At 72.3% G+C, this 24,556-nt stretch carries 25 protein-coding genes and 1 pseudogene; 9 read left to right on the top strand and 17 right to left on the bottom strand.

Going from position 1 to position 24,556, the window contains the following annotated elements; all coding sequences use genetic code 11:
- Positions 1-8: 8 nt before the first annotated feature.
- Positions 9-184: pseudogene (locus IE145_RS34095) on the top strand (response regulator); the annotation flags it as partial.
- A gap of 177 nt (positions 185-361) precedes the next feature.
- Here IE145_RS34095 and IE145_RS07805 read toward each other — a convergent pair.
- Positions 362-1,039 carry a helix-turn-helix domain-containing protein gene (locus IE145_RS07805; protein ID WP_189520147.1) on the bottom strand — a complete coding sequence of 226 codons (678 nt, stop codon included), beginning with the start codon at positions 1,037-1,039 and terminating at the stop codon, positions 362-364.
- 124 nt (positions 1,040-1,163) lie between these two features.
- Between IE145_RS07805 and IE145_RS07800 the strand changes: the two genes are divergently transcribed.
- Entirely contained in the window at positions 1,164-2,288 is a 1,125-nt protein-coding gene (locus IE145_RS07800) for a hypothetical protein (protein WP_189520146.1), read from the top strand.
- A 34-nt stretch (positions 2,289-2,322) separates the two neighbouring features.
- Here the strand turns inward: IE145_RS07800 and IE145_RS07795 are convergent, their stop codons facing one another.
- From IE145_RS07795 to IE145_RS07785, 3 genes are all read right to left on the bottom strand, one after another.
- Positions 2,323-3,501 (bottom strand): acyl-CoA dehydrogenase family protein, encoded by a 1,179-nt coding sequence (locus tag IE145_RS07795; RefSeq protein WP_189520145.1) that lies wholly within the window; start codon positions 3,499-3,501, stop codon positions 2,323-2,325.
- Positions 3,502-3,602: 101 nt separating this feature from the next.
- Positions 3,603-4,757 carry a methyltransferase gene (locus IE145_RS07790; RefSeq protein ID WP_189520144.1) on the bottom strand — a complete coding sequence of 385 codons (1,155 nt, stop codon included), beginning with the start codon at positions 4,755-4,757 and terminating at the stop codon, positions 3,603-3,605.
- Between the two features lie 136 nt (positions 4,758-4,893).
- Positions 4,894-5,106, bottom strand: coding sequence for a hypothetical protein (locus IE145_RS07785; protein WP_032788903.1), 213 nt, complete (start codon positions 5,104-5,106; stop codon positions 4,894-4,896).
- A gap of 159 nt (positions 5,107-5,265) precedes the next feature.
- On the opposite strand from IE145_RS07785, the gene IE145_RS07780 reads away from it, so the two are divergent.
- Together IE145_RS07780 and IE145_RS07775 are read left to right on the top strand one after the other, a co-directional pair.
- Positions 5,266-5,817, top strand: a complete 552-nt coding sequence (locus IE145_RS07780; protein WP_189520143.1) for a GH25 family lysozyme — start codon at positions 5,266-5,268, stop codon at positions 5,815-5,817.
- Between the two features lie 209 nt (positions 5,818-6,026).
- Positions 6,027-6,842, top strand: a complete 816-nt coding sequence (locus tag IE145_RS07775) for an endonuclease I family protein (RefSeq protein WP_189520142.1) — start codon at positions 6,027-6,029, stop codon at positions 6,840-6,842.
- Positions 6,843-6,849: 7 nt separating this feature from the next.
- Here the strand turns inward: IE145_RS07775 and glsA are convergent, their stop codons facing one another.
- The 3 genes from glsA to IE145_RS07760 are packed head-to-tail and all read right to left on the bottom strand — an operon-like array spanning position 6,850 to position 9,297.
- Complete coding sequence (gene glsA / locus IE145_RS07770) at positions 6,850-8,199, bottom strand: glutaminase A (RefSeq protein WP_189520141.1); 1,350 nt, start codon at positions 8,197-8,199, stop codon at positions 6,850-6,852.
- A gap of 13 nt (positions 8,200-8,212) precedes the next feature.
- Entirely contained in the window at positions 8,213-8,767 is a 555-nt protein-coding gene (locus tag IE145_RS07765; protein ID WP_189520140.1) for a hypothetical protein, read from the bottom strand.
- A 35-nt stretch (positions 8,768-8,802) separates the two neighbouring features.
- Entirely contained in the window at positions 8,803-9,297 is a 495-nt protein-coding gene (locus IE145_RS07760; protein ID WP_189520139.1) for a DUF1269 domain-containing protein, read from the bottom strand.
- Between the two features lie 131 nt (positions 9,298-9,428).
- Here IE145_RS07760 and IE145_RS07755 point away from each other — a divergent pair, with 131 nt between their 5' ends.
- Positions 9,429-10,544, top strand: coding sequence for a baeRF3 domain-containing protein (locus tag IE145_RS07755; RefSeq protein WP_189520138.1), 1,116 nt, complete (start codon positions 9,429-9,431; stop codon positions 10,542-10,544).
- Positions 10,545-10,572: 28 nt separating this feature from the next.
- Here IE145_RS07755 and IE145_RS07750 read toward each other — a convergent pair whose 3' ends face one another.
- From IE145_RS07750 to IE145_RS07715, 8 genes are all read right to left on the bottom strand, one after another.
- Positions 10,573-11,532 (bottom strand): D-2-hydroxyacid dehydrogenase family protein, encoded by a 960-nt coding sequence (locus IE145_RS07750; RefSeq protein ID WP_189520137.1) that lies wholly within the window; start codon positions 11,530-11,532, stop codon positions 10,573-10,575.
- Between the two features lie 86 nt (positions 11,533-11,618).
- Positions 11,619-13,997, bottom strand: coding sequence for a phosphoketolase family protein (locus IE145_RS07745; RefSeq protein ID WP_189520136.1), 2,379 nt, complete (start codon positions 13,995-13,997; stop codon positions 11,619-11,621).
- 50 nt (positions 13,998-14,047) lie between these two features.
- Entirely contained in the window at positions 14,048-15,460 is a 1,413-nt protein-coding gene (locus tag IE145_RS07740; RefSeq protein WP_189520135.1) for an NADP-dependent succinic semialdehyde dehydrogenase, read from the bottom strand.
- Between the two features lie 162 nt (positions 15,461-15,622).
- A complete protein-coding gene (locus IE145_RS07735; RefSeq protein ID WP_189520134.1) occupies positions 15,623-16,078 on the bottom strand; it encodes an ATP-binding protein in 456 nt (151 codons plus the stop codon).
- A 182-nt stretch (positions 16,079-16,260) separates the two neighbouring features.
- Positions 16,261-18,360: a xanthine dehydrogenase family protein molybdopterin-binding subunit gene (locus IE145_RS07730; protein ID WP_189520133.1), complete on the bottom strand. Its 2,100-nt coding sequence runs from the start codon at positions 18,358-18,360 to the stop codon at positions 16,261-16,263.
- 57 nt (positions 18,361-18,417) lie between these two features.
- The gene (locus IE145_RS07725) at positions 18,418-19,419 is read right to left on the bottom strand and encodes an FAD binding domain-containing protein (protein ID WP_189520132.1); all 1,002 of its coding nucleotides are present in this window, start codon (positions 19,417-19,419) and stop codon (positions 18,418-18,420) included.
- Positions 19,416-19,976 carry a 2Fe-2S iron-sulfur cluster-binding protein gene (locus IE145_RS07720; protein WP_189520131.1) on the bottom strand — a complete coding sequence of 187 codons (561 nt, stop codon included), beginning with the start codon at positions 19,974-19,976 and terminating at the stop codon, positions 19,416-19,418. The genes IE145_RS07725 and IE145_RS07720 overlap by 4 nt, the downstream gene beginning before the upstream one ends.
- Positions 19,977-20,096: 120 nt before the next feature.
- Positions 20,097-20,486, bottom strand: a complete 390-nt coding sequence (locus IE145_RS07715; RefSeq protein ID WP_189520130.1) for a hypothetical protein — start codon at positions 20,484-20,486, stop codon at positions 20,097-20,099.
- A 154-nt stretch (positions 20,487-20,640) separates the two neighbouring features.
- Between IE145_RS07715 and IE145_RS07710 the strand changes: the two genes are divergently transcribed.
- From IE145_RS07710 to IE145_RS07700, 3 genes are all read left to right on the top strand, one after another.
- Positions 20,641-20,982, top strand: coding sequence for a DUF6479 family protein (locus IE145_RS07710; RefSeq protein WP_069735101.1), 342 nt, complete (start codon positions 20,641-20,643; stop codon positions 20,980-20,982).
- Between the two features lie 62 nt (positions 20,983-21,044).
- Complete coding sequence (locus IE145_RS07705) at positions 21,045-21,959, top strand: cation diffusion facilitator family transporter (protein WP_189520129.1); 915 nt, start codon at positions 21,045-21,047, stop codon at positions 21,957-21,959.
- 109 nt (positions 21,960-22,068) lie between these two features.
- Positions 22,069-22,881: a VOC family protein gene (locus IE145_RS07700; RefSeq protein WP_189520128.1), complete on the top strand. Its 813-nt coding sequence runs from the start codon at positions 22,069-22,071 to the stop codon at positions 22,879-22,881.
- A gap of 4 nt (positions 22,882-22,885) precedes the next feature.
- On the opposite strand, the gene IE145_RS07695 is transcribed toward IE145_RS07700, so the two are convergent.
- Entirely contained in the window at positions 22,886-23,425 is a 540-nt protein-coding gene (locus IE145_RS07695; protein WP_189520127.1) for a DUF6328 family protein, read from the bottom strand.
- A gap of 211 nt (positions 23,426-23,636) precedes the next feature.
- Between IE145_RS07695 and IE145_RS07690 the strand changes: the two genes are divergently transcribed.
- On the top strand, positions 23,637-24,017 hold the full coding sequence (locus IE145_RS07690; protein WP_189520126.1) for a VOC family protein: 381 nt from the start codon (positions 23,637-23,639) through the stop codon (positions 24,015-24,017).
- On the opposite strand, the gene IE145_RS07685 is transcribed toward IE145_RS07690, so the two are convergent.
- The gene (locus IE145_RS07685; RefSeq protein WP_189520125.1) at positions 23,995-24,513 is read right to left on the bottom strand and encodes a GNAT family N-acetyltransferase; all 519 of its coding nucleotides are present in this window, start codon (positions 24,511-24,513) and stop codon (positions 23,995-23,997) included. The genes IE145_RS07690 and IE145_RS07685 overlap by 23 nt on opposite strands.
- Between the last annotated feature and the right edge of the window lie 43 nt (positions 24,514-24,556).

The raw sequence follows: 24,556 nt of genomic DNA, 5'->3' as shown, positions 1-24,556 counted from the left end.
CGCAGTAGGGCGAGGCGTCGACGGCCGCCCAGGCACTGGCCCGTGGTCCGGCGCTGGAGCCGGACGGGACGGTGCCGGGCATCAGGCCGGCCGACGGGACGGCAGCACCGTGTGCCGGGAGTCGCGCTCCCGGATGCCCGAGCTGGCTTGCCTGATCCTCACCTCGTGCGACGGCCCGGAGGCTCGGTCTGTCGGAGAAGGCCGTGAAGAACAGGCCGGGGTGGTGTCGGCCGACCGCGTCCGCCGCTTCGGCCAGCAGGTCGCCCCCCTCACGGACCGGCTGGATGGTGTCCGCCCGGACGTGGGGGGGGAGCGAGCGAGTGACGCCGGGGGCCCCGCGGATCGAAGGTGCCCCGCGCCTTCAGCCGGCCTCGCCCGGGGCGTCCGGGACGACGATCTTGCGCCCGGTGATCCGCCGGGGCGCGAGCACCATGACGTGTTCGCGCTCGGGACCGGCCCACGGGGTCGAGTACGCAGCCTCCCTGTGCTGCCGCGCGGCCTCCTCGTCGGTGACGGCGTGCACGGTTCCCACGAGCAGGACGCTCCAGCCCTTGCTGAAGGCGTCGTCGATGTGGTCGGCCTCGAAGGCGATCTCGGTGTCGTCGGCGGTGGCCAGCGGAGAGTCCTCCGCCGTGCTGAACACCACCTCGCCGTCGCTCACCTGGTAGTTCACCGGCAGGACGACCGGCCCGTCCGCGAGGGCCAGGGCCACCCGCCCCACCCCGTGGTCGCCCAGCAGCGTCCAGCACATCTCTTCGTCGAGTTCAGCCATTCGGGCGCGTCGGGCGCCCCGGCCCGCGCCGCGCGGCAGATCGACCGCTCCCCCCGTCAGCTCCTGCACCGTGGTCTCCAGCGCGTCGGCCAGCCGGAGCAGGAAGCCGACACCCGGGGTGGCGGACTGCTCCTCCACGTACTCGATGTAGCCGGGCGCTGCGCCCGCCCGCAGTGCTACGTCCTGCCGGGACAGACCGAGCTGCATACGGCGTGCCACGATGCGCCGGCCCAGGTCGCCGCCGGCCGGATGCGGTGCTGAAGGCATCGCGGGGCTCCTTCACTGTCGACGTACGGCCCCCTCTCGGCTCACGCTAACCAGGACGGGGGGCGGGCGCAGCGCGGAAGCCCGTCGTACTCTTCCCCGAGTTCGCCTGCTCAGGGAGATTCGCTTGTCCGTCCACGCTCGGCTCCGTACCACCGTTCCCGCCCTCCTGCCCCCGTCCCAGGCCGGTCCCCCCGAGATCACGGGGCCGCCGGGGCGCAGGCTGCTCGTCCAGCGGAGCGACGACGAGATCGTGGCCCAGCCCCTGGACGACACCTTCGCTCCCCGCGCCGGGGCGTGCGTCCGGTTCCCCGCGCCGTGGCCGCGCCGCCGAGGCACGTCGGAGGTGGCGCCGGACGCGACCCTGGCGGTCTTCGCCGGGGTCCACGCCGTGCGCGCGGTGGCCCCGTCGGGGGCGACGCTCTGGGAGGTACGCCACGGGTGCTGGAACGGCGGCTGCGAGGAGTTCCACGACAGGTACGACGCCTATGCGGACCGGCGGGACCATCGGTACCCCGAGAGCGGTTCGGTCGGCTTCTCGGCGGACGGCAGCCTCGTCTGGGCGCATGTACGCGGACCGTTGCCCGCAGGTGAGCTGAGCCCTGACACGGTGGACGAGTGGCTGGTCATCGACGCCGGGGACGGTCGCGTGCTCGCGCGGGCCGACGCCGAGGCCGCGTCGGCCGGCAGCGTCCACCTGCCCCATCCGACCGATCCCCGCCAGATGGGGCTGAGCATCGGCGAGGGCCAGGACGGGGCGCCGCTGCGATGGGGCCGGTGGGACGGAAGGGGACTGACCGTGGGCTGCCTGGAGGGCGATCTCTGCCTCCTGAGCCTGAGCCCGTCGGGCGACCTGCTCATGACCGTCTCGCACGATCAGGACTCCCTGGCCGTACGGGACTCCCGTGGCGTCGTCGTGGGGGCGCTGGACTGGAATGCCGACGCGGCGATACCCCGGCACCCGGAGGCCCCCGCCGAAACCGACGAGGACGAGATGCCCGTCTTCTGGGACTGGGCCGGCGGCTTCGTCGACGGGACGACCCTGATCGCCTCGACCACCGAGAGCGACGAGGACTGCGGGCAGTACCGGCACTGGCTGGTCGACACCACGGAGGCACACGGCTTCGTGGCGGTCGACTACCCCTCACCGGTCTCCTGCGAGCCGACCGCGCTGGGCGGCGGTTTCTGGTCGACGTTGTCTCCGTCCCGTGACGCCGTCCACGTCTGGAGCCCCGACGAGCCGGAAGGCTGAACCCGCCGTGCCGGCGAGGCCGTGTGACGGGCCGTCACCGCCGGACGCGCGGCATCCCCAGCCCGATCCACGAGATGATCTCGCGCTGGATCTCGTTGTTGCCGCCGCCGAAGGTGAAGATCACGGCCGAGCGGTAGCCGCGTTCCAGTTCGCCGTGGAGCACCGCGCCGGCCGAGCCCTCCTTCAGGGCGCCCGCGGAGCCGGCGATCTCCATCAGCCAGGCGTACGCGTCCCGGCGGGCCTCGGAGCCGTAGACCTTGACCGCCGAGGCGTCCTGCGGGGTGAGGGTGCCGTCCTGGAGGGCGGCGACCATCTGCCAGTTGAGGAGTTTCATCGCGTCGAGGCGGGCGTGGGTGCGGGCGAGCAGGGCGCGCACCCAGCCGAGGTCGATGACCCGGCGGCCGTCGGCGAGCTTGGTGTCGGCGGCCCAGCGCTGGACGTCGTGCAGGGCGCGGACCGCCATCGTGCCGTGGGCGGCGAGGGTGACGCGTTCGTGGTTGAGCTGGTTGGTGATGAGCCGCCAGCCCTTGTTCTCCTCGCCCACGCGGCGCGAGACGGGGACCCGGATGTCCTCGTAGTAGCTGGCGGTCGTGTCGTGCGAGGCGAGGGTGTTGATCAGGGTGCAGGAGTAGCCGGGGTCGCTCGTGGGGACGAGGAGCATGGTGATGCCCTTGTGCGGCGGGGCGTCGGGGTCGGTGCGCACGGCGAGCCAGACCCAGTCGGCGGTGTCGCCGTTGGTGGTCCAGATCTTCTGGCCGTTGACGACGTAGGTGTCGCCCTCGCGGACCGCGCGGGTCTTGAGGGCGGCGAGGTCGGTGCCCGCGTCCGGTTCGCTGTAGCCGATCGCGAAGTCGATCTCCCCCGCCAGGATTCCGGGGAGGAAGTGTGCCTTCTGCTCGTCGGTGCCGTACTGCATGATCGTCGGGCCGACGGTGTTCAGCGCCATCAAGGGCAGCGGTACGCCGGCCTGGGCGGCCTCGTCGAAGAAGATGAACTGTTCCATCGGGGTCAGCCCCCGGCCGCCGTACTCCTTCGGCCAGCCGACCCCCAGCCAGCCGTCGGCGCCGAGCCTGCGGACCGTGTCGCGGTAGAAGCGCTTCCGGGCGGCGGGCTCCGCGTAGCGCGCGTAGGCGTTGTCGGGCACCAGGGCCGCGAAGTACGTACGCAGTTCGGTACGCAACCGCTGCTGCTCAGGCGTGTATTCGAGGTGCACGGCCCCTCCAGAGTCTCGCGTCGGCGTCGTCCGTGTGCGGCGGCGCACACAGTAGAACCTGTTGCAAGAATCTGGAAGGGCCAGGGGCGCGGGGTTCGTCGTCAGCGCTTGACGGCGCGCAGGACGACGAACTTCGGATCGCCGGCGACCGTGGTGCAGTTGCCGAAGATCCGGCGCAGGTGGGTGTGGTACGAGAGGTGCCGGTTGCCGACGACCCACAGCTCGCCGCCCTGCCGCAGGGCGGTCCGCGCGTCGGTGAACATCGCGCGGGCCGTGGCGTCGGTGGTCGCCAGGTGGGAGTGGAACGGCGGGTTGTTCAGCACCAGGTCGACGCTGCCCGGATCGAGGTCGGCGAGTCCGTCGCCGACCAGGAAGTCGGCGTTCGCGCCGTCCGGTGCTCCGGCCCGGAAGGTCTCCTCGGCGGAGGCGACCGCCCCGTAGGACTCGTCGACGAAGGTGACGTGCGCCTGGGGGTTGGCGACGGCGGCGGAGAGTCCGAGGACGCCGTTGCCGCAGCCCAGGTCGACGACGCGGACGGCCCCACCGCGGGTGGGCAGGTGCTTCAGGAAGAAGCGGGTGCCGATGTCGAGGCGGTCGGCGCAGAAGATCCCGGCGTGGTTGACGGCGGTCAGGCCCGAGACCGGGCCCACGTCGGCGGGCAGCTCGTAGCGGCAGGGCCACGGGCTCGGCGTACGGGGCAGCTCGGGGTCGGGGGTGCAGAAGATCAGCCGCGCCTTGCGGACGGCGAGGGAGGTGCGGGTCGGGCCGATGATCCGCTCGAAGAGCTTCAGCGTGGAGGTGTGGATCTCCTTGACCATGCCGGTGCCGATGATCACGGTGCCGGCGTGGACGGCGGGGGCGAGCCGGTGGAGCTGGTCCTCCAGGAACGCCAGGGACTTGGGCACCCGGACGATGAGGACGTCGATCCGGTCCGGCGGGGTGTCGCGCGAGGACAGCAGCCGTACCGCGTCCTGGTCGATGCCGTTGCGGGCCAGGTTGGCGAGGGTGGCACGCCGGGCCAGGTAGGAGTCGCTGATCTGGACGGGCCGGTGCTCGGCCAGCGCGGTGGCGAGGGCTCCCCAGCGGTCCCCCACGACGGCGACCGTCCCCGAGAGGTCGACCGGCCCCGTCTCGGGGTCCGTCAGCTGCTGGAGCAGGTATGCGTCGGCGGCGTCCCACGCCCGGAAGGGGTCGCGCGGGTGCTCGGGGAAGCGGGCGAGTTCGAACGTGCCCTGGGGGATCGTCAAGCGGTTCATAGGTGACTCAGGCTAGCCGAGGGGCCGGGGGCGCCCCACACGCTCCCCGGCCCCTCGGCCGCGTTCACCTCGGTGTACGGAGCGGGGTACGGCTCCGGGCACCCGCCCGCCGGGGCCCCAGCGGGCCCGGGAGGTGTCAGGGCAGTTGTTTGTCGATGGCCGACCGCCCCTCGGCGGCCAGCTTGCGCCGGGCCCACTCCAGGGTTTCCGGAGTCAGGTCCCGCCCGGAGGCCAGCACCAGGTCCTCCGGGCTCGGCCGGTCGCTCGCGCCCGTGTGCAGGAGCCGGTCGGGCGTGACGCCCCCCGGCCCGGCCAGGGCCTCGGATACGGATTCGGACTCTTCGCTCATGCCGCCTCCTCGTCCTTGCGGCAATTCTCACCCTCCGGCGACCCGGCCGCATCCGATGCGCGCCGCCCCGTGACCCGGGAGGGTGAATCAGCCCATGGCGGGACCGGGGAGTGGGCAGGACTCGGAGGTCGTTGCCCCACATTCCCGAGGCGGGTGCCCATGCTCCACGGTGTCGACGTCAGCGCCTATCAGCCCTCCTACGACACGGACGGTCTCGACTTCGTCCTCATCAAGTCCACCGAAGGCCGCTCCTACGTCAATCCACGTCTGGACGCGCAGGTGAAACGGGCCAGGGACGCCGAGTGCGTCGTCGGCTTCTACCACTTCCTCTGGCCGGGGAACATGGCGGACCAGGTCGACTACTTCCTCAGCAAGACCCCCGAGAAGGCGGGCGATCTGCTCGCGGTCGACTGGGAACAGACCGGCGGCGGGACGCGGGCGAGCGACGCGGAGAAGGACCGGTTCATCCGCGCGGTGAAGAAGGAGCGGCCCGGTCACCGGGTCCTGCTGTACTGCAACCGTTCGTTCTGGCTCAACCACGACACCACGGGCTACGCGGGCGACGGGCTGTGGATCGCCGACTACGTCGCCGCGGGCAAGCCCCGTATCGAGGCGGACTGGCGCATCCACCAGTACACCGACGATCCGCTCGACAGGAACGTGGCCGACTTCCCCTCGGCCCGGGCCCTGCGCGACTGGGCGGCCGGATAGCACCGAGCCGTCGCCTCTCGCGGACGGCCGTCCGCGAGAGGCGACGACAGATCGACTCTTGACCTGCACATGATATGTGCGGAGTGTTCACACCTGGGTCACGGTGCGTGTGGAAGGCTCCCGGCTGACCACCCACCGAACGGCCGCCGCGCGAGCGCCTCCACCCAGGGTCCCGCCGCGGCGCCCGCGTTCCGGAGAGGACACCCCACATGTCCCGTCGCCACTCGTTCTACGCGCGTCCACTACTGGCCGCGGTGGCCACCGTCACCGTGCTCGCCGGCACCGCCGCCGCGGCCCCCTCGGACTCCTCCCCCGGCCGGTACACCACCGCCGCCGCCCTCGACGACACCTACTATCAGGACGCCCTCGGCAAGACCGGCGCCGAGCTCAAGGCCGCCCTGCACACGATCATCAGCGACCAGACCAAGCTCTCCTACAGCCAGGTGTGGGACGCCCTCAAGGCGACCGACGAGGATCCCGCCAACTCCTCCAACGTCGTCCTGCTGTACACCGGGCGCTCCCAGTCCAAGAACGACAACGGTGGCAACTCGGGCCAGTGGAACCGGGAGCACGTCTGGGCCAAGTCGCACGGCGACTTCGGTACGGCGACGGGCCCGGGCACCGACGTCCACCACCTGCGCCCCACGGACGTCCAGGTCAACTCCATTCGCGGCAACAAGGACTTCGACAACGGTGGCGGCGAACTCGGCTCCGCGCCCGGCAACTTCACCGACAGCGATTCCTTCGAGCCGCGCGACCAGGTCAAGGGCGACGTCGCCCGGATGATCCTCTACATGGCCGTGCGCTACGAGGGCAACGACTCCTTCGCCGACCTCGAACCCAACGACCAGGTGAACAACGGGTCCGCGCCGAAGATGGGCAAACTGTCCGTTCTGAAGGCGTGGAGCCAGGAGGACCCGCCCGACACCTTCGAGAAGCGCCGCAACGACGTCATATTCGAGCGGTTCCAGCACAACCGGAACCCGTTCATCGACCACCCCGAGTGGGTCGACGCCATCTGGTAGACCCCGCTCAGTCCTCCCCGGCCAGGGCCTGCGCGCAGCCTTCGACGGCATCCTCACGGGTGGCGTAGCGCGGCAGGTCCTGGCCGGCCCCTTCCCTGAGGACGTCGGGCGGCCCCAGCAGACCGCGCGGGTCGACGACGGCCGCGCGCCGCCCGTCGGACAGGAGCCGCGCGAGTCCGGTGTGCAGCATGGCCAGGGCCACGGAGTCGACGGCGGTGACGTCGTGCAGGTCGAGCACCACGGAGCCGCCGTTCGGCCCCGACTCGTCCAGGGCGTACAGCACGCGTTCGGCGGCCGTGAAGTCGATGGACCCCTGGGCGACGACGACGCCGACCTGTTCGTGGAGGGCCCGTTCGTGCTCGGCCAAGGGCGCCGACGGCAGATCGTCCGCGGTCGTGACGAGGGTGACGGTGGAGCCCGGCAGCGCGGGGTTGAGCATGAGGTGGAGCCCGTAGCGCCGCGACATCGTCTCCAGCGCGGCATGGCCGCGTACCGAGCCGCCGGTGGCGTCCAGCGGCGGGCTGTACGTGGCGACCCCGAAGCGGGCGGGCCCCACCGCGATGAGACCGCCGGACACGCCGCTCTTGGCGGGCAGCCCGACGCGCAGCAGCCAGTCGCCGGAGCCGTCGTACATGCCGCAGGTCGCCATGACGGCAAGGACCCGGGCGGCGACCTCGGCGGAGACGACCTGCTCGCCGGTGACCGGGTTGACGCCGCCGTAGGCGAGCGTCGCGGCCATCGTGGCCAGGTCGATGGTGGTGACGCGGATGGCGCACTGGCGGAAGTAGCGGTCGACGGCGAGGACCGGGTCGACGGGCATGGTGCCGGTGGAACGGATCAGGTAGGCCAGCGCCCGGTTGCGGTCTCCGGTCACCGACTCGGAGCTGAACACCTCTTCGTCGACGTCCAGTTCCCGGCCGGCGAACCGGCCGAGGCAGCTCAGGATCCGGTCGAAGGCGGGCTCGTCGGGGGTGTCGGGGATCAGGGCGGTGGTGACGATCGCACCGGCGTTGACCATGGCGTTGGCGGGCCGCCCGGTGTCGGGTTCGAGGCTGATGGCGTTGAACGCCTCGCCGCTCGGCTCGGGGCCCACCCAGCGGCTCACCTCGTCGAGGCCGAGCAGGGAGAGCGCGAGGGCGTAGATGAACGGTTTGGAGACGGACTGGAGGGTGAAAGGGATGTCGGCCTCGCCCGCACTGTAGCGGTGTCCGTCCATGCTGACCAGCGCGAGACCGAAGGCGTCCGGATCGGCGAGGGCCAGCTGGGGGATGTAGTCGGCCGGCTTCCCGTCCCGTACGCCGATGAACCGGGCGCGCAGGTTCTCCAGCGAGTCGGTCACCGCGTCGGCGGCGCTCATGACGCGCGCCCCCTCAGCCGCGCTCGGTCTGAGCGACCCGGGGGAAGGTCTTCACCCCGGCGGCCTTGCGGCTGTTGGCCTGGGCGTCGACCGTACGGTCCGGCGGCGCGTCCTCGATGCCGACGACGACGGTGTCCAGGACCTTGTCCTCGGCGTCGACGAACTCCACCTTCACGGCGTAGAACGCGGCCTCGTCGGTGGGGTTGGTGACCCGGACCCGCGCGCTGCGGACCTCCTCGGAGCCGCTGAGCGGCAGCCCGGTGACCGAGACGTCGGCGATGGCGTTGCCCCGGCCCTCCACCTCGTCGAGGCGTTTCGTCGCCTCCTGCCGTACGCGTTCGGACTCGGCGGACACCGAGGCGGCGAAGCTCTCCTGGGTGCGCGGGCTCGGGGACTCGCTCGGCGACTCCTCCGGTTCGGGCGTGAGGGTGTGGACGCCCCGGTCGATGCCTTCGCTGGTGGTGTCGGAGTCGCAGGCCGCCGTACCGGCGAAAAGCAGGGCCGCGACCGCGACGGGGGCCAGGGCGCGCGCGGCGCGGGCCCGGCGGGCGGGGGGATTCACATTCACGGACGGTCCAATCCAGGTGTGGGGGTGCGCGGGGGTCAGGCCGGGTCATCGCCGAAGATGTCGCGGAGCTTCGCCTCGCGCTCGGTGTCGAGATTGCTGTGGAGGAGTTCCGCGCCGTCACCGGGCAGTCGCGCGCCGATCCGCTGGGGCACCTCGTTCATGGTCAGCAGGAACAGCGCCGAGGTTCCGGGGGTCACCTTCTCCTTGACCTCGGCGATGAAGTCGTCGTCGATGCCGACGTCCGCGAGCTTCCCGCCCAGCGCCCCGGCGGCCGCTCCGATGGCCGCACCCAGCAGCGGCATGAGGAAGATCAGCCCGAAGAGCATGCCCCAGAAGGTGCCGCTGAGGGCTGCGGCGCCGACGAGGTTGTTCAGCTGTCTGGTGCGCGGCTTGGCCCGCTCGGCGGGCCAGCTCACCACGGCCGCGTCGAGGATCTTGATCAGCCCTTCCCTCTGAAGGGCTTTCAGGGCCTCCTCGACGCTCTCCGCGCCGTCGGCCGTCCGGAACTTCCACACCGTGAGGGTGGACATCGCGCGCCCTCCTGCACTCCCGCTCCCGCACCTCCGTGCAATAACTCGCCCATATTAGGATCAAAAGGTATGAATTGACTCGTCGAAGCATCCGCTTCATACGGGAGCGGGTCGAGCCCTGGGAGGGAACGATGGATACGGACGCCCTGACCGCCGACCTGTTGCGGGAGCTGCGGGCGACCCGGCCCTATCCGGCGCTGTCCCTGACCATGCCGACCCACCGCAAGGCCCCGGACAACGCCCAGGACCCGGTCCGGCTGCGGAACCTGGTGACGGAGGCCGGGCACCGGCTGGACGCCGATCCGGAGGTCAGCCGCGAGGTCGCGGCCGCCCTGCGGGCCCAGTTGGAGCGGGCTGCGGAGGAGGTGGACCCGCGCGGGGCGCTGGACTCCCTGGTGCTCCTGGTCACCACGGACGACTACCGGATCTGGCAGCTGCCGCGCACCGCACCCGAACGGGTGGTGCTCAGCGACACGTTCCTCACGCGCAACCTCGTCGCGGCCAAGGCGCAGACACGGCCGTTCCGGGCGCTGACCGTCGCCGCCGACCACGCCACGCTGTGGATCGGGACCGGCGACGGCGTCCGGCCGGAGCGGACCGGCGGCTTCCCGCTGACCGCGCCGAAGGAGCCGCCGAACCCGCAGCGCGAGGAGCGGATCGGGGACACTCCGAGCACGTTCACCGACGAGGAGACCCGGAACTTCTTCCGCGATGTCGACGAGAAGCTGCGCGCGGTGCTCGCCGACGATCCGCGTCCGCTGTACCTGATGGGTCTGGCCCCCGCTCTCGCCCTGCTGGACGAGGTCGGGGAGAGCTCGCGGTCCGCGGTCGGCCGGGTCGCCAAGGGGGCGCCGGCCGATCTGCCGCCCGCCGAGGTCCTCCGGGAGCTGCGCCCCGCCCTGGAGGAGGGGGCGCACCAGGCGGCGGCCGAGGTGGAGACCCGGCTCGACAACGCCCGCAGCGCCCACGCCTTCGCCGGCGGGCTCGACGAGGTGTGGGCCGCCGTACGGGAGGGCCGGGCGGGTCTGGTCGCGGTCGAGGAACACTTCCAGGCGACCGTCCGGGTGGCCGACGAGCATCTGGAGCCGGTGCCCGAGGGGACGGCTCAGAGCGCGGACGGCGCGGTCCGCGAGGACATCGTGGACGAACTGGTCGAAGCGGCGCTGGACAGCGGCGCCGACGTCGTGTTCGTCGAGGACGACTCGCTGGCGGAGCACGGCCGGATCGCGGCGGCCCTGCGCTACTGAACGGCCCCCGGGCGGGGTCGGTCCGCCGTCAGCTCAGACGGCGGACCGGCGCTCCGTCGAGGAACGCCCTGATGTCCTCCACCGCGTGGCCGTAGTACGTCTCGTAGTTGGCGCGTGACACATAGCCCAGGTGCGGTGTGGCCAGCAGGCGCGGGGCCGTCCGCACCGGGTCGCCGGCCGGCAGCGGCTCGACGTCGAACACGTCGGTGGCGGCCCCGGCGATCTCGCCGTCGCGCAGGGCGGCGAGCAGGGCGTCCGTGTCGACGATGGCCGCCCGGGAGGTGTTGATCAGATACGCGGTCGGGCGCATCAGGGCGAGTTCGGCCGCACCGATCAGCCCCCGGGTCCGCTCGCCGAGCGCCAGGTGCACGGAGACGAAGTCGCTCTCGGCCAGCAGCTCTTCCTTGGAGGCGGCCAGGGTCACCCCGGCCTCGTCGGTGCGTTCCTTCGTGAGGTTCCGGCTCCAGGCGACCACGTCCATCCCGAAGGCCAGTCCCACCTGCGCCACCCGGGCGCCGATCTTCCCGAGCCCCAGCAGACCGAGCGTCCGCCCGTGCAGATCGGCCCCGAGGGTGGACTGCCAGGGCCCGCCCGTGCGCAGGGCCGTCGCCTCGGGAACGATGCCGCGCGCCAGGCCCAGCAGCAGGGCCCAGGTGAGCTCGACGGGCGGGGTGGAGGAGCTGGCGGTGCCGCAGACTTCGACGCCGTGCCGCCGCGCGGCGTCGAAGTCGATGACGGAGTTGCGCATGCCGGAGGCGACGAGCAGCCGCAGCCGGGGCAGCCGGGCGAACAGCTCCGCCGGGAAGGGCACCCGCTCGCGCAGGGTGACCACGATGTCGAAGCCTTCGAGGGCGGCGGCCGCCTCGTCCACGGTCGCGAGGTGCTCGGTGAACGTCACGATCTCGACGTCGTCGGTGACGGGCGACCAGTCGACGACAGTGGTGGCCACGGACTGGAAGTCCTCGATGACGGCACAGCGCAGTTTCATGGCAGCCTCTCTCCGGCCGGGCAGGGTCGCCGTCCATGATCGCTCACCGCATCGGCCGGGCCGCACGGGCCCGGTGAACGGACCGGTCAGCCGCCCCACTTCCAGTCGACGACCTCCGGCAGATCCCTGCCGTGCTCGCGGATCCAGTCGTGGTGGCGGCTGCGGATGTCCGCCATCTGCTGGCGAACCGCGACGGCGCGGACGCCAAGGCCGGGGACCCGGTCGATGACGTCCATGACCAGCCGGTAGCGGTCGAGGTCGTTGCGGACGACCATGTCGAACGGTGTGGTCGTGGTGCCTTCCTCCTTGTAGCCGCGCACATGGAGGTTGGCGTGGCCGGTGCGGCGGTAGGCGAGCCGGTGGATCAGCCACGGATAGCCGTGGTAGGCGAAGATCACCGGCTTGTCGCGGGTGAACAGGGCGTCGAACTCGGAGTCCGGCATGCCGTGCGGGTGCTCCGACTCGGGCATCAGCCGGGCGATGTCGACGACGTTGACCACGCGCACGGCCAGCTCCGGCAGGTGGCGGCGGATCAGGTCGGCGGCGGCCAGGATCTCCTGGGTGGGTACGTCCCCGGCGCAGCCGAGGACCACGTCGGGTTCCCGGCCGCCGTCCTCGGTCCCGGCCCACTCCCAGACCCCGGCCCCGCGCGCGCAGTGGGCGCGGGCCTCGTCCAGGGTGAGCCAGTCGAAGGTCGGCTGCTTCCCGGCGACGACGACGTTGACGTAGTCCCGGCTGCGCAGCGCGTGGTCGGCGACCGAGAGCAGGGTGTTGGCGTCGGGCGGGAGGTAGACGCGGACGACCTCGGGGCTCTTGTTGAGGATGTGGTCGACGAAGCCGGGGTCCTGGTGGGAGAAGCCGTTGTGGTCCTGGCGCCAGACGTGCGAGGTCAGCAGGTAGTTGAGCGAGGCGATGGGCCGCCGCCAGGGCAGCCGGCGCGAGGTGCGCAGCCACTTGATGTGCTGGTTGACCATGGAGTCGACGATGTGGGCGAACGCCTCGTAACTGGAGAAGAGTCCGTGCCGCCCGGTGAGGAGATAGCCCTCCAGCCAGCCCTGGCAGAGGTGTTCGGAGAGCACCTCCATCACCCGGCCGTCGTGGGCGAGGTGTTCGTCCGTGGCGAGGGTCCCGGCCTGCCAGGCCTTGCCGGTGGCCCGGTAGAGGGCGTCCAGCCGGTTCGACGCGGTCTCGTCGGGGCCGACCACCCGGAAGTCCCTGCGGTCGGCGGTGGCGGCCATGACGCTTTCCAGGAGGCCACCGAGCACCTTGGTCGGCTCGTGGAGGGAGGTGCCGGGCTTGTCGACCCGTACGGCGTGGTCCGCGAGGTCGGGCAGCGGCAGCGCGCGCAGGAGCAGCCCCCCGTTGGCGTACGGGGTGGAGCCGAGGCGGGCCTCCCCCTCGGGCACACAGGCGAGAACCTGTTCGGTGGGGCGGCCGTCGCTGTCGAAGAGTTCGGCGGGCCGGTAGGAGCGCAGCCAGTCCTCCAACTGCCGCAGATGCTCGGGGTTGTCCCGGACGCCGGAGAGCGGGACCTGGTGGGAGCGCCAGGTGTTCTCCACGGGCAGCCCGTCGACCTCGTCGGGCCCGGTCCAGCCCTTGGGGGTCCGCAGCACGATCATGGGCCAGCGGGGGCGTTCGGTGACGCCGTCCTCGCGGGCCGCCCGCTGGTGGGCGGCGATGCGGTCGAGTGCGGTGTCCATGGCCGCGGCCAGGGCCCGGTGGACGGCGGCCGGGTCGTCGCCGCCGACGAACAGCGGGTCGTGGCCGTAGCCGCGCAGCAGTTGGTCCAGTTCCTCCTCGGGGACGCGGGCCAGGACCGTCGGGTTGGCGATCTTGTAGCCGTTGAGGTGGAGGACGGGCAGGACGGCCCCGTCGTGGACCGGGTCGAGGAACTTGTCGGCGTGCCAGGACGCGGCGAGCGGCCCCGTCTCGGCCTCCCCGTCGCCGACCACGCAGGCGACGAGGAGATCCGGGTGGTCGAAGGCGGCCCCGTAGGCGTGGCTGAGGGCGTAGCCGAGTTCGCCGCCCTCGTGGATGGAGCCGGGGGTCTCGGGCGCGACATGGCTGGGCACGCCTCCCGGGAACGAGAACTGCTTGAACAGCGCGCCCATGCCCTCGGCGTCCCGCCCGACGTCGGGGTAGGTGTCGGAGTAGCTGCCCTCCAGCCAGGCGTTGGCGAGGACGGCGGGTCCGCCGTGGCCGGGCCCCCAGACGCACAGGGCGCTCAGGTCCCGGGCCTTGATCACCCGGTTGAGGTGGGTGTGGACGAGGTTGAGCCCCGGCGAGGTGCCCCAGTGTCCGAGAAGCCGGGGCTTGATGTCCTCGGGGACGAGCGGCCGGGTCGGGAGGGGGTTGGCCAGCAGATAGATCTGGCCGACGGCGAGGTAGTTGGCCGCGCGCCAGTGCGCGTCGAGCGCGGCGAGTTCGTCGTCGGTGAGGGCGGCGGGGGTACGGGTGTCGCTCACGGAGCGGGTCTCCTCGTCGGGTGACGGCACACGGGCGATGGGCAGGCGCCTCAGGAAGCCTCGGGCCCGTACCAGAGCGTGGTGGCGTTGCAGAACTCGCGGATGCCGTGTCCGGCCAGCTCACGGCCGTAACCGGAGCGCTTGATCCCGCCGAAGGGCAGGGCGGGGTGCGAGGCGGTCATGCCGTTGAAGAAGACGCCGCCGGCCTCCAGATCGCGGGCGCAGCGCTCCTGTTCGCCCTGGTCGCGGGTCCAGACGTTGGAGCTGAGGCCGAAGGGGGTGTCGTTGGCCAGGTGGATCGCCTCGTCGAGGTCGGCCACCCGGTAGAGGGTGGCGACCGGGCCGAAGGTCTCCTCGCGGTGGATGCGCATGGCGGTGGTGATGCCGGCGAGCACGGTGGGCTCGTAGAACCAGCCGTTCTCCAGGCCGCCGCCGAGCTTGTCGGGGCGGCGGCCGCCGCACAGCGCCTCCGCCCCGCGTTCGACGGCGTCGTCGACGAGTTCCTCCAGGTCGGTGCGGCCCTGTTCGGTGGAGAGCGGCCCGATGTCGGTGGCTTCCTCCAGCGGGTCGCCGACGGTCAGGGCGCGCATGCCGGCGGTGAAGCGTTCGGCGAACGCGTCGTACACGTCGGCGTGGACGATGAAGCGCTTGGCGGCGATGCAGGACTGGCCGTTGTTCTGGACGCGTGCGGTGACGGCGGTGGCGGCGGCCTTCTCCACGTCCGCCGAGGGCAGGACGAGGTAGGGGTCGCTGCCGCCGAGTTCCAGCACGGTCTTCTTGACCTCGTCACCGGCGGTGGCGGCGACCGAGCGCCCGGCCGGTTCGCTGCCGGTGAGCGTGGCGGCGGCGACCCGCGGGTCGCGCAGGACGTCCTCGACCGCGCCCGAGCCGATCAGCAGCGTACGGAAGCAGCCCGCCGGGAATCCGGCCCGGTGGAAGAGGTCCTCCAGGTAGAGGGCGGTCTGCGGGACGTTCGAGGCGTGCTTGAGGAGCCCGACGTTGCCCGCCATCAGGGCGGGGGCGGCGAAGCGCACCACCTGCCAGAGCGGGAAGTTCCACGGCATCACGGCGAGGACCACCCCGAGCGGGCGGTAGCGGACCAGCGCGCGGGAGGCGCCGGAGTCCGTCACGTCGGCGGGGTCCGGATGTTCGTCGGCGAGGAGCCCTTCGGCACGGTCGGCGTACCAGCGCATCGCCTTCGCGCACTTGGCGGCTTCGGCGCGGGCCGCGGTGACGGGCTTGCCCATCTCCAGGGTCATCGTGCGGGCGATGGTCTCGCGGTCCTCGTCGAGGAGGTCGGCGGCCCGGTTCAGCCAGGCCGCGCGCTGGGGGAAGGGGGTGGTGCGGTACTGGCGGAAGGTCTCCGCGGCGGCGGTGATCCGGCGTTCGGTCTCCTCCTCGCCGAGGGCGTCGAATGACCTGATCAGTTCGCCGTTCGCGGGGTTGACCGTCGCGATGGGCATGGCAGTGGCCTCCTTGCATCGGTAGTCCGACCGTGCCGCGCCGCACCGGTCCGCGCAACGCGGCCCTCCCCTCCCCCGCACGTACCCGGCCGACGCGGATCATGCGTGCCCGGGGGGCACGATCCGCGTCGGCCGGGGTGCGGGCCGCCCTGCTCGGGACGGTCACACGAGCGCCGCCGGGATGTCGCGGGCGGTGCGGACGCCGGGCAGTGGGGCGTACGGGAGGAGTCCCGCGGCCTTCGGCGCCTCGGCGTAGCGGGTGAACCAGACCACTTTGCCGTCCGTGGTCCGGCAGGTGCCCCAGCTGTCGCTGAGGGCCATGACCCGGCTCAGCCCGCCGCCGGCCGGCAGGAGCCGGGGCATCCGGGCGCTGTTGTCGGCGACGGACACGGTCACGTGCCGTCCGGTCCAGCGGAGTTCGAGGACGCAGGTGTTGCCGTCGCCGACATGCCGGTGGACGTTGGTCAGGAGTTCGTCCAGGGCCCGGCAGACCGGCCGGACGTGCAGATCGAGACTCCAGTGACGGAGGTGTGCGGCGACGATCCGCCGCAGCTGGGAAACGCGCTCTGCCGACACCTGCAGTTCGACCGCATAGCACCGGTCGAGTGGAACGGTCATCGTCGAGGCTCCTCACCACGAGGCCCACGCGCTTCACCCCGTCGTACTTCACCCCGTCGTACGAACGACCCCCGAACACGAAGCGTGAGCACTTATCACTTCTGGGTCACTCCTCAGGGTGAGGCCGGTACGCCGGACGCGCAACAGCTGGGCCGTCCGTGCTGGTGGGGGCGGGTGCCCGGTCACAGCAGGTAGGGCAGCACGGTGTCCGGGGTGAGGGGCAGTTCGCGCAGCCGGGCGCCGGTGGCGTGGCGGACCGCGTTGCCGATGGCGGCGGCGGTGCCGACGATCCCGATCTCGCCGATGCCCTTGCTGCCCATGGGGTTGAGGTGGCGGTCGTCCTCCTCGATCCAGTGGGCCTGGATGTCGGCGGTGTCGGCGCAGACGGGCACGTGGTAGGAGGCGAGGTCCTTGGCGGTGAAGTCGCCGAAGACCGGGTCGATGCCGCAGCCCTCGGTGAGGGCCATGCCGATGCCCATCACCATGCCGCCGGTGAACTGGGAGCGGGCGGTGCGCGCGTTGAGGATCCGTCCGGCGGCGTACACCCCGAGGAGCCTGCGGACGCGCACCTCGCCGGTGACGGCGTCGACGGCCGTCTCGGCGAAGTGGGCGCCGAAGGCGTGCCGGGCGTACGGGGACTCCTCGGCGGTCTCCTGCTCGGTGTCGGCGGTGGTGGTGATCCCCTCGGCGGGCAGCGGCCCGGAGTGTGCGGCGAGGCGGACGGCGAGGTCCGCGGCGGCCTTGTGCACGGCCCAGCCCCAGGAGGCGGTGCCGGAGGAGCCGCCGGCCAGCGGGGCGGTGGGCAGTTCGGTGGAGCCGATACCGACGTGGACGGCCGCGGGGTCGGTGCCGAGCGCGTCGGCGGCGATCTGGGCCAGGACGGTGCGGGCCCCGGTGCCGATGTCGGTGGCGTTGACCCGGATGGTCAGGGAGCCGTCCGGCGCGGCGTGGGCGCTCGCGGTGGACCGGGAGACGAGGACGGGGTACGTCGCGGAGGCCACGCCCGTACCGATGAGCCAGCGGCCTTCCTGCCGGGCGGCGGGGCGGGGGTCGCGGTCGTGCCAGCCGAACCGCGCCGCGCCGTCGCGCAGGCAGGCGGCGAGGCCGCGGCTGCTGAAGGGGCGGCCGCTGTCCGGTTCGGTCGCGGGTTCGTTGCGCAGCCGCAGTTCCACGGGGTCGAGGCCGAGCGCGGAGGCCAGTTCGTCCATGGCGGACTCCAGGGCGTACATCCCCGAGGCCTCCCCCGGGGCGCGCATCCAGGAGGGGCTGGGCACGTCGAGGGCGACCACCCGGTGCCCGGTGCGGCTGTTCGGCGAGGCGTACATGACGCGGGCGGGCACGGCGGCCTGCTCGACGAACTCCTTCACCGTGGAGGTCTGGGTGACCACCTCGTGGCTGACGGCGGTGAGCACGCCGTCGAAGTCCGCGCCGAGCCGGACCCGCTGGATCGTGGGGGCCCGGTGTCCGACGACCTCGGCGAGCTGGGCCCGGGGAAAGGCGAGTTTGACGGGGTGTCCGGTGTACTGGGCGGCCATGGCGGCCAGGACCCCCTGGGGGCGGGTGGTGCCCTTCGAACCGAAGCCGCCGCCGACGTGCTCGGAGACCACGGTGATCCGTTCCGGGTCAAGGCCGAACGCCTGGGCGAGACTGCCGCGCACCTTGTCGGATCCCTGGCTGGAGTCGTGGACGGTGAGGTGCCCTTCGGCCCATACGGCGGTGGCGGCGTGCGGTTCCATGGGGTGGTTGTGCAGCGCGTCCATCCGGTACGTCGCGTCGACCTGGACGGGCGAGCCGGCCAGGGCGCGTTCCACGTCGCCCCGGCTCCGGACGGCGGGGAACCCGCCGTTGGCCTCCTCGGGCGTGTAGAGGCCGGGGTGGTCCTCGGTGAGGGTGACGTCGTGCGGATCGCGTTCGTACTCGATGTGGAGTTCCCCGGCTCCGGTACGGGCGGCCTCCGGGGAATCCGCGATCACGAGGGCGACCGGCATGCCGTGGTGCGGGACCCGGTCGTCCTGGAGCACGGCGAGGATCGGGTCGTCGGGCTCCTGGAGCCGGGGCGCGTTGTCGTGGGTGAGGACGCAGTGGACGCCGGGCACGGCGAGGGCGTCGACGGCCCGTACGGCGGTGACGCGTCCGGCCGCGATCGTGGCCGGAACGGTCCAGGCGTACAGACAGCCGGCGTGTGCGCGGTCGGCCGCGTAGCGGGCGGTGCCGGTGACCTTGTCCCGGGCCTCTCGGCGGACGACGGGCGCACCGGGGAACTGCGGGGCTTGCGTGGTCATGGCGGGGATCCTCGGGGGTCGGTGGTGCGGGGGAGCGGGCTCGTCCGGGACCCGGGATCAGCCGGCCCTGCTCGGCTGCCGCTCGGTGAGTTCGCCGAGTACGTCCAGGGCGAGGCGGCGGGCGAGATCCACCTTGAACGCGTTGTCGCGCAGCGGCCGCGCCTCGGCCAGTTCGGCGATCAGGGCGTGCTGGAAGGCGGCGGGGGTGGCCGGGGCGCCGCGCAGTTCGGCCTCGGCCCTGCGGGCCCGCCACGGCCGGTGGGCGACACCGCCGAACGCGAGCGTGGCGTGTTCCACGCGGCCCGCCGCCACCCGGAGCGTCGCGGCGACGGAGACCAGCGCGAAGGCGAAGCTCGCCCGGTCGCGGGCCTTGCGGTAGCGGGAGGCCGCCCCGGGCACCGGCGGCGGGAGCACCACCTCGGTGATCAGTTCGCCGGGCCTGATCACGGTGTCCTGGTCGGGGTTCTCGCCCGGCAGGCGGTGGAATTCGGTGAGCGGCACGGCCCGCTCGCCCTCGGGCCCGATGAGGCGCACGGTCGCGTCCAGCGCGGCGAGCGCCACGGCCATGTCGGAGGGGTTGGTGGCCACGCACTCCGGGGAGTGCCCGAGGATCGCCAGATCCCGATGGGTTCCCTCGCGCGCGGGGCAGCCGGAGCCGGGGAGCCGTTTGTTGCAGGGCTTGGAGACGTCCTGGAAGTAGCGGCACCGGGTGCGCTGGAGCAGGTTGCCGCCGGTGGTGGCCGCGTTGCGGAGCTGGCCGGAGGCCCCGGCCAGCAGCGCCTGGGACAGGGCCGGGTAGTCCTCCGTCACGTCCGGGTGGGCGGCGAGGTCGCTGTTGCGCACGGTGGCGCCGATGCTCAGGCCGCCTTCCGCCGTCCGGGTCACCCGGTGCAGGGGCAGGCCCGAGACGTCGACGAGGAACCGGGGCGTCTCCACGCCGAGCTTCATCAGGTCCACCAGATTGGTGCCGCCGCCCAGGAAGCGGGCGCCGGGACCGGCCGCGCAGAGCCGGACGGCCTCGTCGGTGGAGGCGGGGCGCGCATAGCCGAACGGTTTCACTCGATCACGTCCTCGATGGCTTCGACGATCCGGGGGTAGGCCCCGCACCGGCACAGGTTGCCGCTCATGCGTTCCCGGATCTCGTCGGCGTCGAGCGCGACCGGCCCACTCGTGTCATCCGGCTCGGTGACGTGTGAGGGGTGCCCGTCGGCGGCCTCCCGGAGCATGCCCACGGCGGAGCAGATCTGGCCCGGCGTGCAGAAGCCGCACTGGAGGGCGTCCCGCTCGACGAACGCCCGCTGCACCGGGTGCAGGCTCTCGCCGTCGGCGAGCCCTTCCACCGTGGTGATCGTGGCGCCGTCCTGGGTGACGGCGAGCAGCAGGCAGCTGTTGACCCGCCTCCCGTCGACGAGGACCGTGCAGGCTCCGCACTGGCCGTGGTCGCAGCCCTTCTTGGCTCCGGTGAGGCCGAAGCTCTCGCGGAGCGTCTCCAGGACCGTGGCGCGGTGGTCGACGGTCAGCGTCGTCTCCTCGCCGTTGACGAACAGGGTCACGGGTGAGTGTTCGTCGACGACCGGTTCCGGTTCGAGGTCCGCTCCGAGAGCGAGGGAATCCATGCGCGCGCCTTTCGCTTCGCCGCGGGGCTGGTCCCGCCGCGGTCGGTGTCCGGTCGTTCGCCGGGGGTGTGCGTTTCCGGTTGTCCGCCGGAAGAGTTCCGGGGGGCGTCGTCCGGCCGGTCAGCGGCTCTGGAGCCGCAGCCGGACCTCCTGCTCCTGGTCCCCGGCGGCCGTGCCGACGACGCTCACCGCGAACGCCCCGGTGAGGTGGGTGCGCAGCCGGTCGACAGCCCAGTAGCCGCCCTGGGCGTCCACCGTGACCGGTGCGGTGAGGTGGGCGGGGGTGGCGTCGGCCTTCGGCTCGGACACGTCGACGGTGGTGACCCAGACGGTCGGGCGGGGGCCGGAGGCCTCCTCGGGGGTCTCCCCCATCGGGTGGTCGGAGGCGAAACCGGCGGCGAGCACGTCGAACACGGTCCGGGCGTCCTCCGTGTCGCAGCGGCTGAGCGAGACCACCACCTCCCGGCCCGCCGGATGGTCCTCGCCGCTCTGTTCGGGGGTGCTGTTCACCGTGGTTCCTTCCGGAGGGTCTGAACTTCCTGAGGGCGGGCAGGAGGGCTGTCCTGGCTCGCGGTCTTGAAACGCGTTTCCCCTGAGATACCCATAAAACATGAATTGCTGTGAATAGCTGACTGATGCCCCTCTCCCGGGGTATGCGAATGACATGGATGTTCTGAAGGCAGTCAATGCGGTCGATGCGCCCGCCGAGGTCACGCTCGCGGACGGGACAGGGGCCCTCGGGGTCTTCCTGGGCGTCGTGGCGCTGGCCGTCGTGGCTCTGCTGATCGGCGGCTTCCTCCTCAGCAAGCGCAAGCACGACGCCGAGCCGCCGCCGCCCCAGCCCCATGAGCAGCCGCCGAAGCCCGAGCGGCGTACGCACATCGAGCAGACCGACCCGCATTCCTCCGACCGCTTCCCCGAGGACGGCCACGCCCTGTCGCCGTACGAGCTCAAGGACCACGGCAACGGCCCGCTGCCGCCCGACGAGGAGCAGCCCCGCGGCTGACCCGCCCGTCCCCCGGGGGCGTCACGTCGGCCCCCTCTGTCCAGGAGGTCCAGGAGGTTGTGATGGCCGGCGCGGCCGCCGACCGACGTACGCGTCTGACGGTCCTGGTCGCGCTCGCGGCCAACCTCGTGATCGCGGCGGCCAAGACCGTGGGCGGACTGGCCTCCGGCTCCCCCGCCCTGCTGTCGGAGGCCGCCCACTCGGTCGCCGACAGCCTCAACGAGGTCTTCCTCCTCGCCGCGCTCCGGCTCAGCCGCCGTCCCGCCGACGCCCGTCATCCGTTCGGATACGGCAAGGAGCGCTTCTTCTGGGCGCTGCTGGCCGCTGTCGGGATCTTCGTGACGGGCGGTTGTTTCTCGTTCTACCAAGGGCTCTCCGCGCTGCGCCGGGACGAGCAGGAGTCGCCCGAGGGCTACACGGCGGGGCTGATCGTCCTCGGCGTCGCCTTCGTCGCCGAGGCCACCTCCCTCGCGCGGGCGCTGCACCAGGCGCGCGGCGAGAAGCGCGGCTCGCTGGACCCGGCGCTGCGCACCGTCATCGCGGAGGACAGCACGGCGGTGCTCGGTGTGACCCTGGCGATGGCGGGCATGGGCCTGCATCTGGCCACCGGCAGCGTGGTGTGGGAGGCGGCGGCCTCGCTGGGGATCGGGCTGCTCCTCGTGTACGTGGCCTTCCGGCTCGGACGGGACGCCCGCGACCAGCTGATCGGCGAGGCCGTCGATCCGGAGCTGCGCCGCGATCTCGTGGGCTTCCTGATGCGCCAGAGCGAGATCGACAACGTCGCCGAGCTGCTCACGATGCGCCTCGGCATGGACTCGGTCCTGGTGGCCGCCCGCATCGACCTCGCCCCCGGCATCGACAGCGAGCGCGTCGAGGAGGTCTCGATGCGCATCAGGGAGGCGATGGCCGACCGGTGGCCGCAGGCCGACCAGGTCTTCCTCGACGTCACGAACGCCCCGCCGCGCGCCGGGCTGTGACCGGGGCCGACGCGCGGCCCGCGTTGCGGGACCGGGCGGGCCGGTCAAGGCTGGTTGCTGGACCGCAGCGGCGGGGCAGGACGCCGCTCCCCGACGAAGGCAGTGGACCATGACCGGAAGCGATCCCCGTACGGCCTCCCCGGCAGCGCCCCTGACGGGGCCGGCCGCACCGTGCTGGGTCACCCTCATGACGCGGCACCGGGAGACCGCCGAGCGGTTCTACTCCCAGGTTCTCGGCTGGTCGTTCCGCCCCGGGCGGCTCGGGTCCGACTTCTCGGTCGCCTACCGCGGTCAGGTCCCGGTGGCCGGCCTCTTCGCCGTCTCCTCGGCCTTCCAGGTCGCGGTGGCCTGGACGCCGTACTTCTCGGTCGAGGACGCGAACGTGGCCGCCGCCCGGATCCGCGAGCGCAGCGGGACCGTGGCGGTGGGCCCGCTGACGCTCGGCAAGGGGCGCGGGGTGCTGGCCTCGGACCGGGACGGGGCGGCCTTCGGCCTGTGGGAGCGCACCGAACCCTCCACCTCGCCGCCGGCCCCCGCCGACCACGCGCACTCCTGGCTGCGGCTGCGGACCCGGAACGCCTTCGACGCGGCGATCTTCTACGGCGAGGTACTCGACTGGGCGAGCGGGCGGCCCGGGGGCTGCGATGTCGCGTACGAGGGCGAGGAGGTCATCGTGCGGTGCGAGGGCCATCCGCTGGCCCGGATCAGCTCCGGGGCCGTGGAGGCCGCGGCCGACCCGCTGGTGCGCCCGCACTGGCAGGTCCAGTTCCCCGTGACGGACCTCGCGGAGACGGTCTCGGCGGCCGAGCGGCACGGCGGCACCCTCGTCGAGGACCGCACCGGTTTCGAGGGCACCGAGGTCACACTGCGCGATCCGGACGGCGCGCTGTTCGCGGTCACGGATGTGCGCAGCCCCGCCTGACAGCCTATGCCTCGCGCCCCCGGTCTCCCCTGCCGTCCCCGCCGTCCGTATCGGTCTCGCGCGGGCCGGAGCGGCCCTTGGCGATGGCCCACAGCGGGAAGACGAACCAGCAGGCCAGGAACCACAGGGCCATCCCGCCGACCAGCCACAGGGCCGTCTCGTTGTGCAGGGCCACGCGCAGGATCAGCAGGAGCGCCGAGCACATGGTGCAGAAGAGGAGCACCAGGCCGAGGACGGTCATCCGCGAGGCCCAGATCACCGTCTCGGGCTTCATCCGGCGGCCGGTGAGCAGCCGGTGGTACGCGACGGGGCCGATGAGCGCCGCGGCGGTCGCGCAGCCCACCATCACCGTCACCACGTAGATGTTCCGGTCGGTGACCCCCAGGTCCTCGAACCGTGACTGGAAGACCACCGCGAGCAGGAAGCCGAACAGGATCTGCACCCCGGTCTGCGCGACGCGCAGTTCCTGGAGGAGTTCGGACCACTGCCGGTCCGCTCGCTCCTCCTGGGTCTCCTCCCGGCCTCTGCCGTTGGTCTCCGACATCGGTGTTCTCCTCATCTCGACACGACCGCGACGTCTGCGCACACGTTCGACGCGGGACTACAGGTGCCCCGGCGGCGCGGGGCCAATCCCCCAACACCCTCGACCCGGGCGGGGTGGCGCGTCTAAGATCGCCACACGGCATCGCGCGTCGGTCACCGGTCGGGTGAGGCGTGGAGGTAGCCCGTGAGATGCCCGTTGGAGGCATTCCACCATGTCAGTCGAGTTGAACCACACCATCGTTCACTGCAGGAACAACCGCGAGTCCGCCGAATTCTTCGCGGATCTGCTGGACCTGACGGTCGGCGAGGAGTGGGGTCCGTTCATTCCGGTCGTTCTCGCGAACAGCGTCACGCTGGATTTCGCGACGATTCCCGCCGCTTCGATCACCCCGCAGCACTACGCCTTCCTCATTTCGGAGGCGGAGTTCGACTCCGCGTTCGCGAAGATTCAGGCGCGGGGAATCGAGTTCTACGCCGATCCCCACAAGAAGCACCCCGGCGAGATCAACCGCAATGACGGCGGGCGGGGCGTTTATTTCCCCGATCCCGGCGGTCATTGGCTGGAGCTGATCACTCGCCCGTACGGCGGCTGACCAGAACCGGGAGCAGGAGTTCGGGCCGGTCCCACATCACCGCCGGCGGATTGGCCCGGACCGTGCCGACGTGTTCGGCGCCGATGCTCCGGTAGAAGCCCTCGGCGGGCGGGTGGGCGACGATCCGGACGCCCGTCAGCCCGGCGCTCCGGGCCTCCTCGCACAGATGGGCGGCGAGCAGCCGGCCGATGCCGAGCCCCTGCGCGGCGTCGGCGACGAACATCAGGTCCAGTTCGGGCGGGTCGAGGAGCAGCGCGTAGAAGCCGAGGATCTGGCCCGTTGTGTCGTCCACGGCGACGAAGACCCGGTGCGCCTCGATGTAGTCGGGTCCGACCCGGTAGCCCGCGACCATCGGGGCGTACGGGCCCTCGTAGGCGCGTGACGTGCGGACCAGCCGGGTCAGCCGGTCGGCGTCGCGCGCCACGGCCCGGCGGATCACCACGTCGGCACGGCGTGGGGTGCGCCCGCTCCGCCGTCGTGAGTTGCCCCGTTCCATAGGACGATTATCCGGCACCGCGCGGCGTCTTCCTCACGGTGGG

This window comes from Streptomyces sindenensis, assembly GCF_014649035.1.
Lineage (GTDB): Bacteria > Actinomycetota > Actinomycetes > Streptomycetales > Streptomycetaceae > Streptomyces > Streptomyces sindenensis.
Note: the sequence above shows the minus strand (reverse complement) of the source record. Positions and strands in the feature narration are given on the sequence as shown.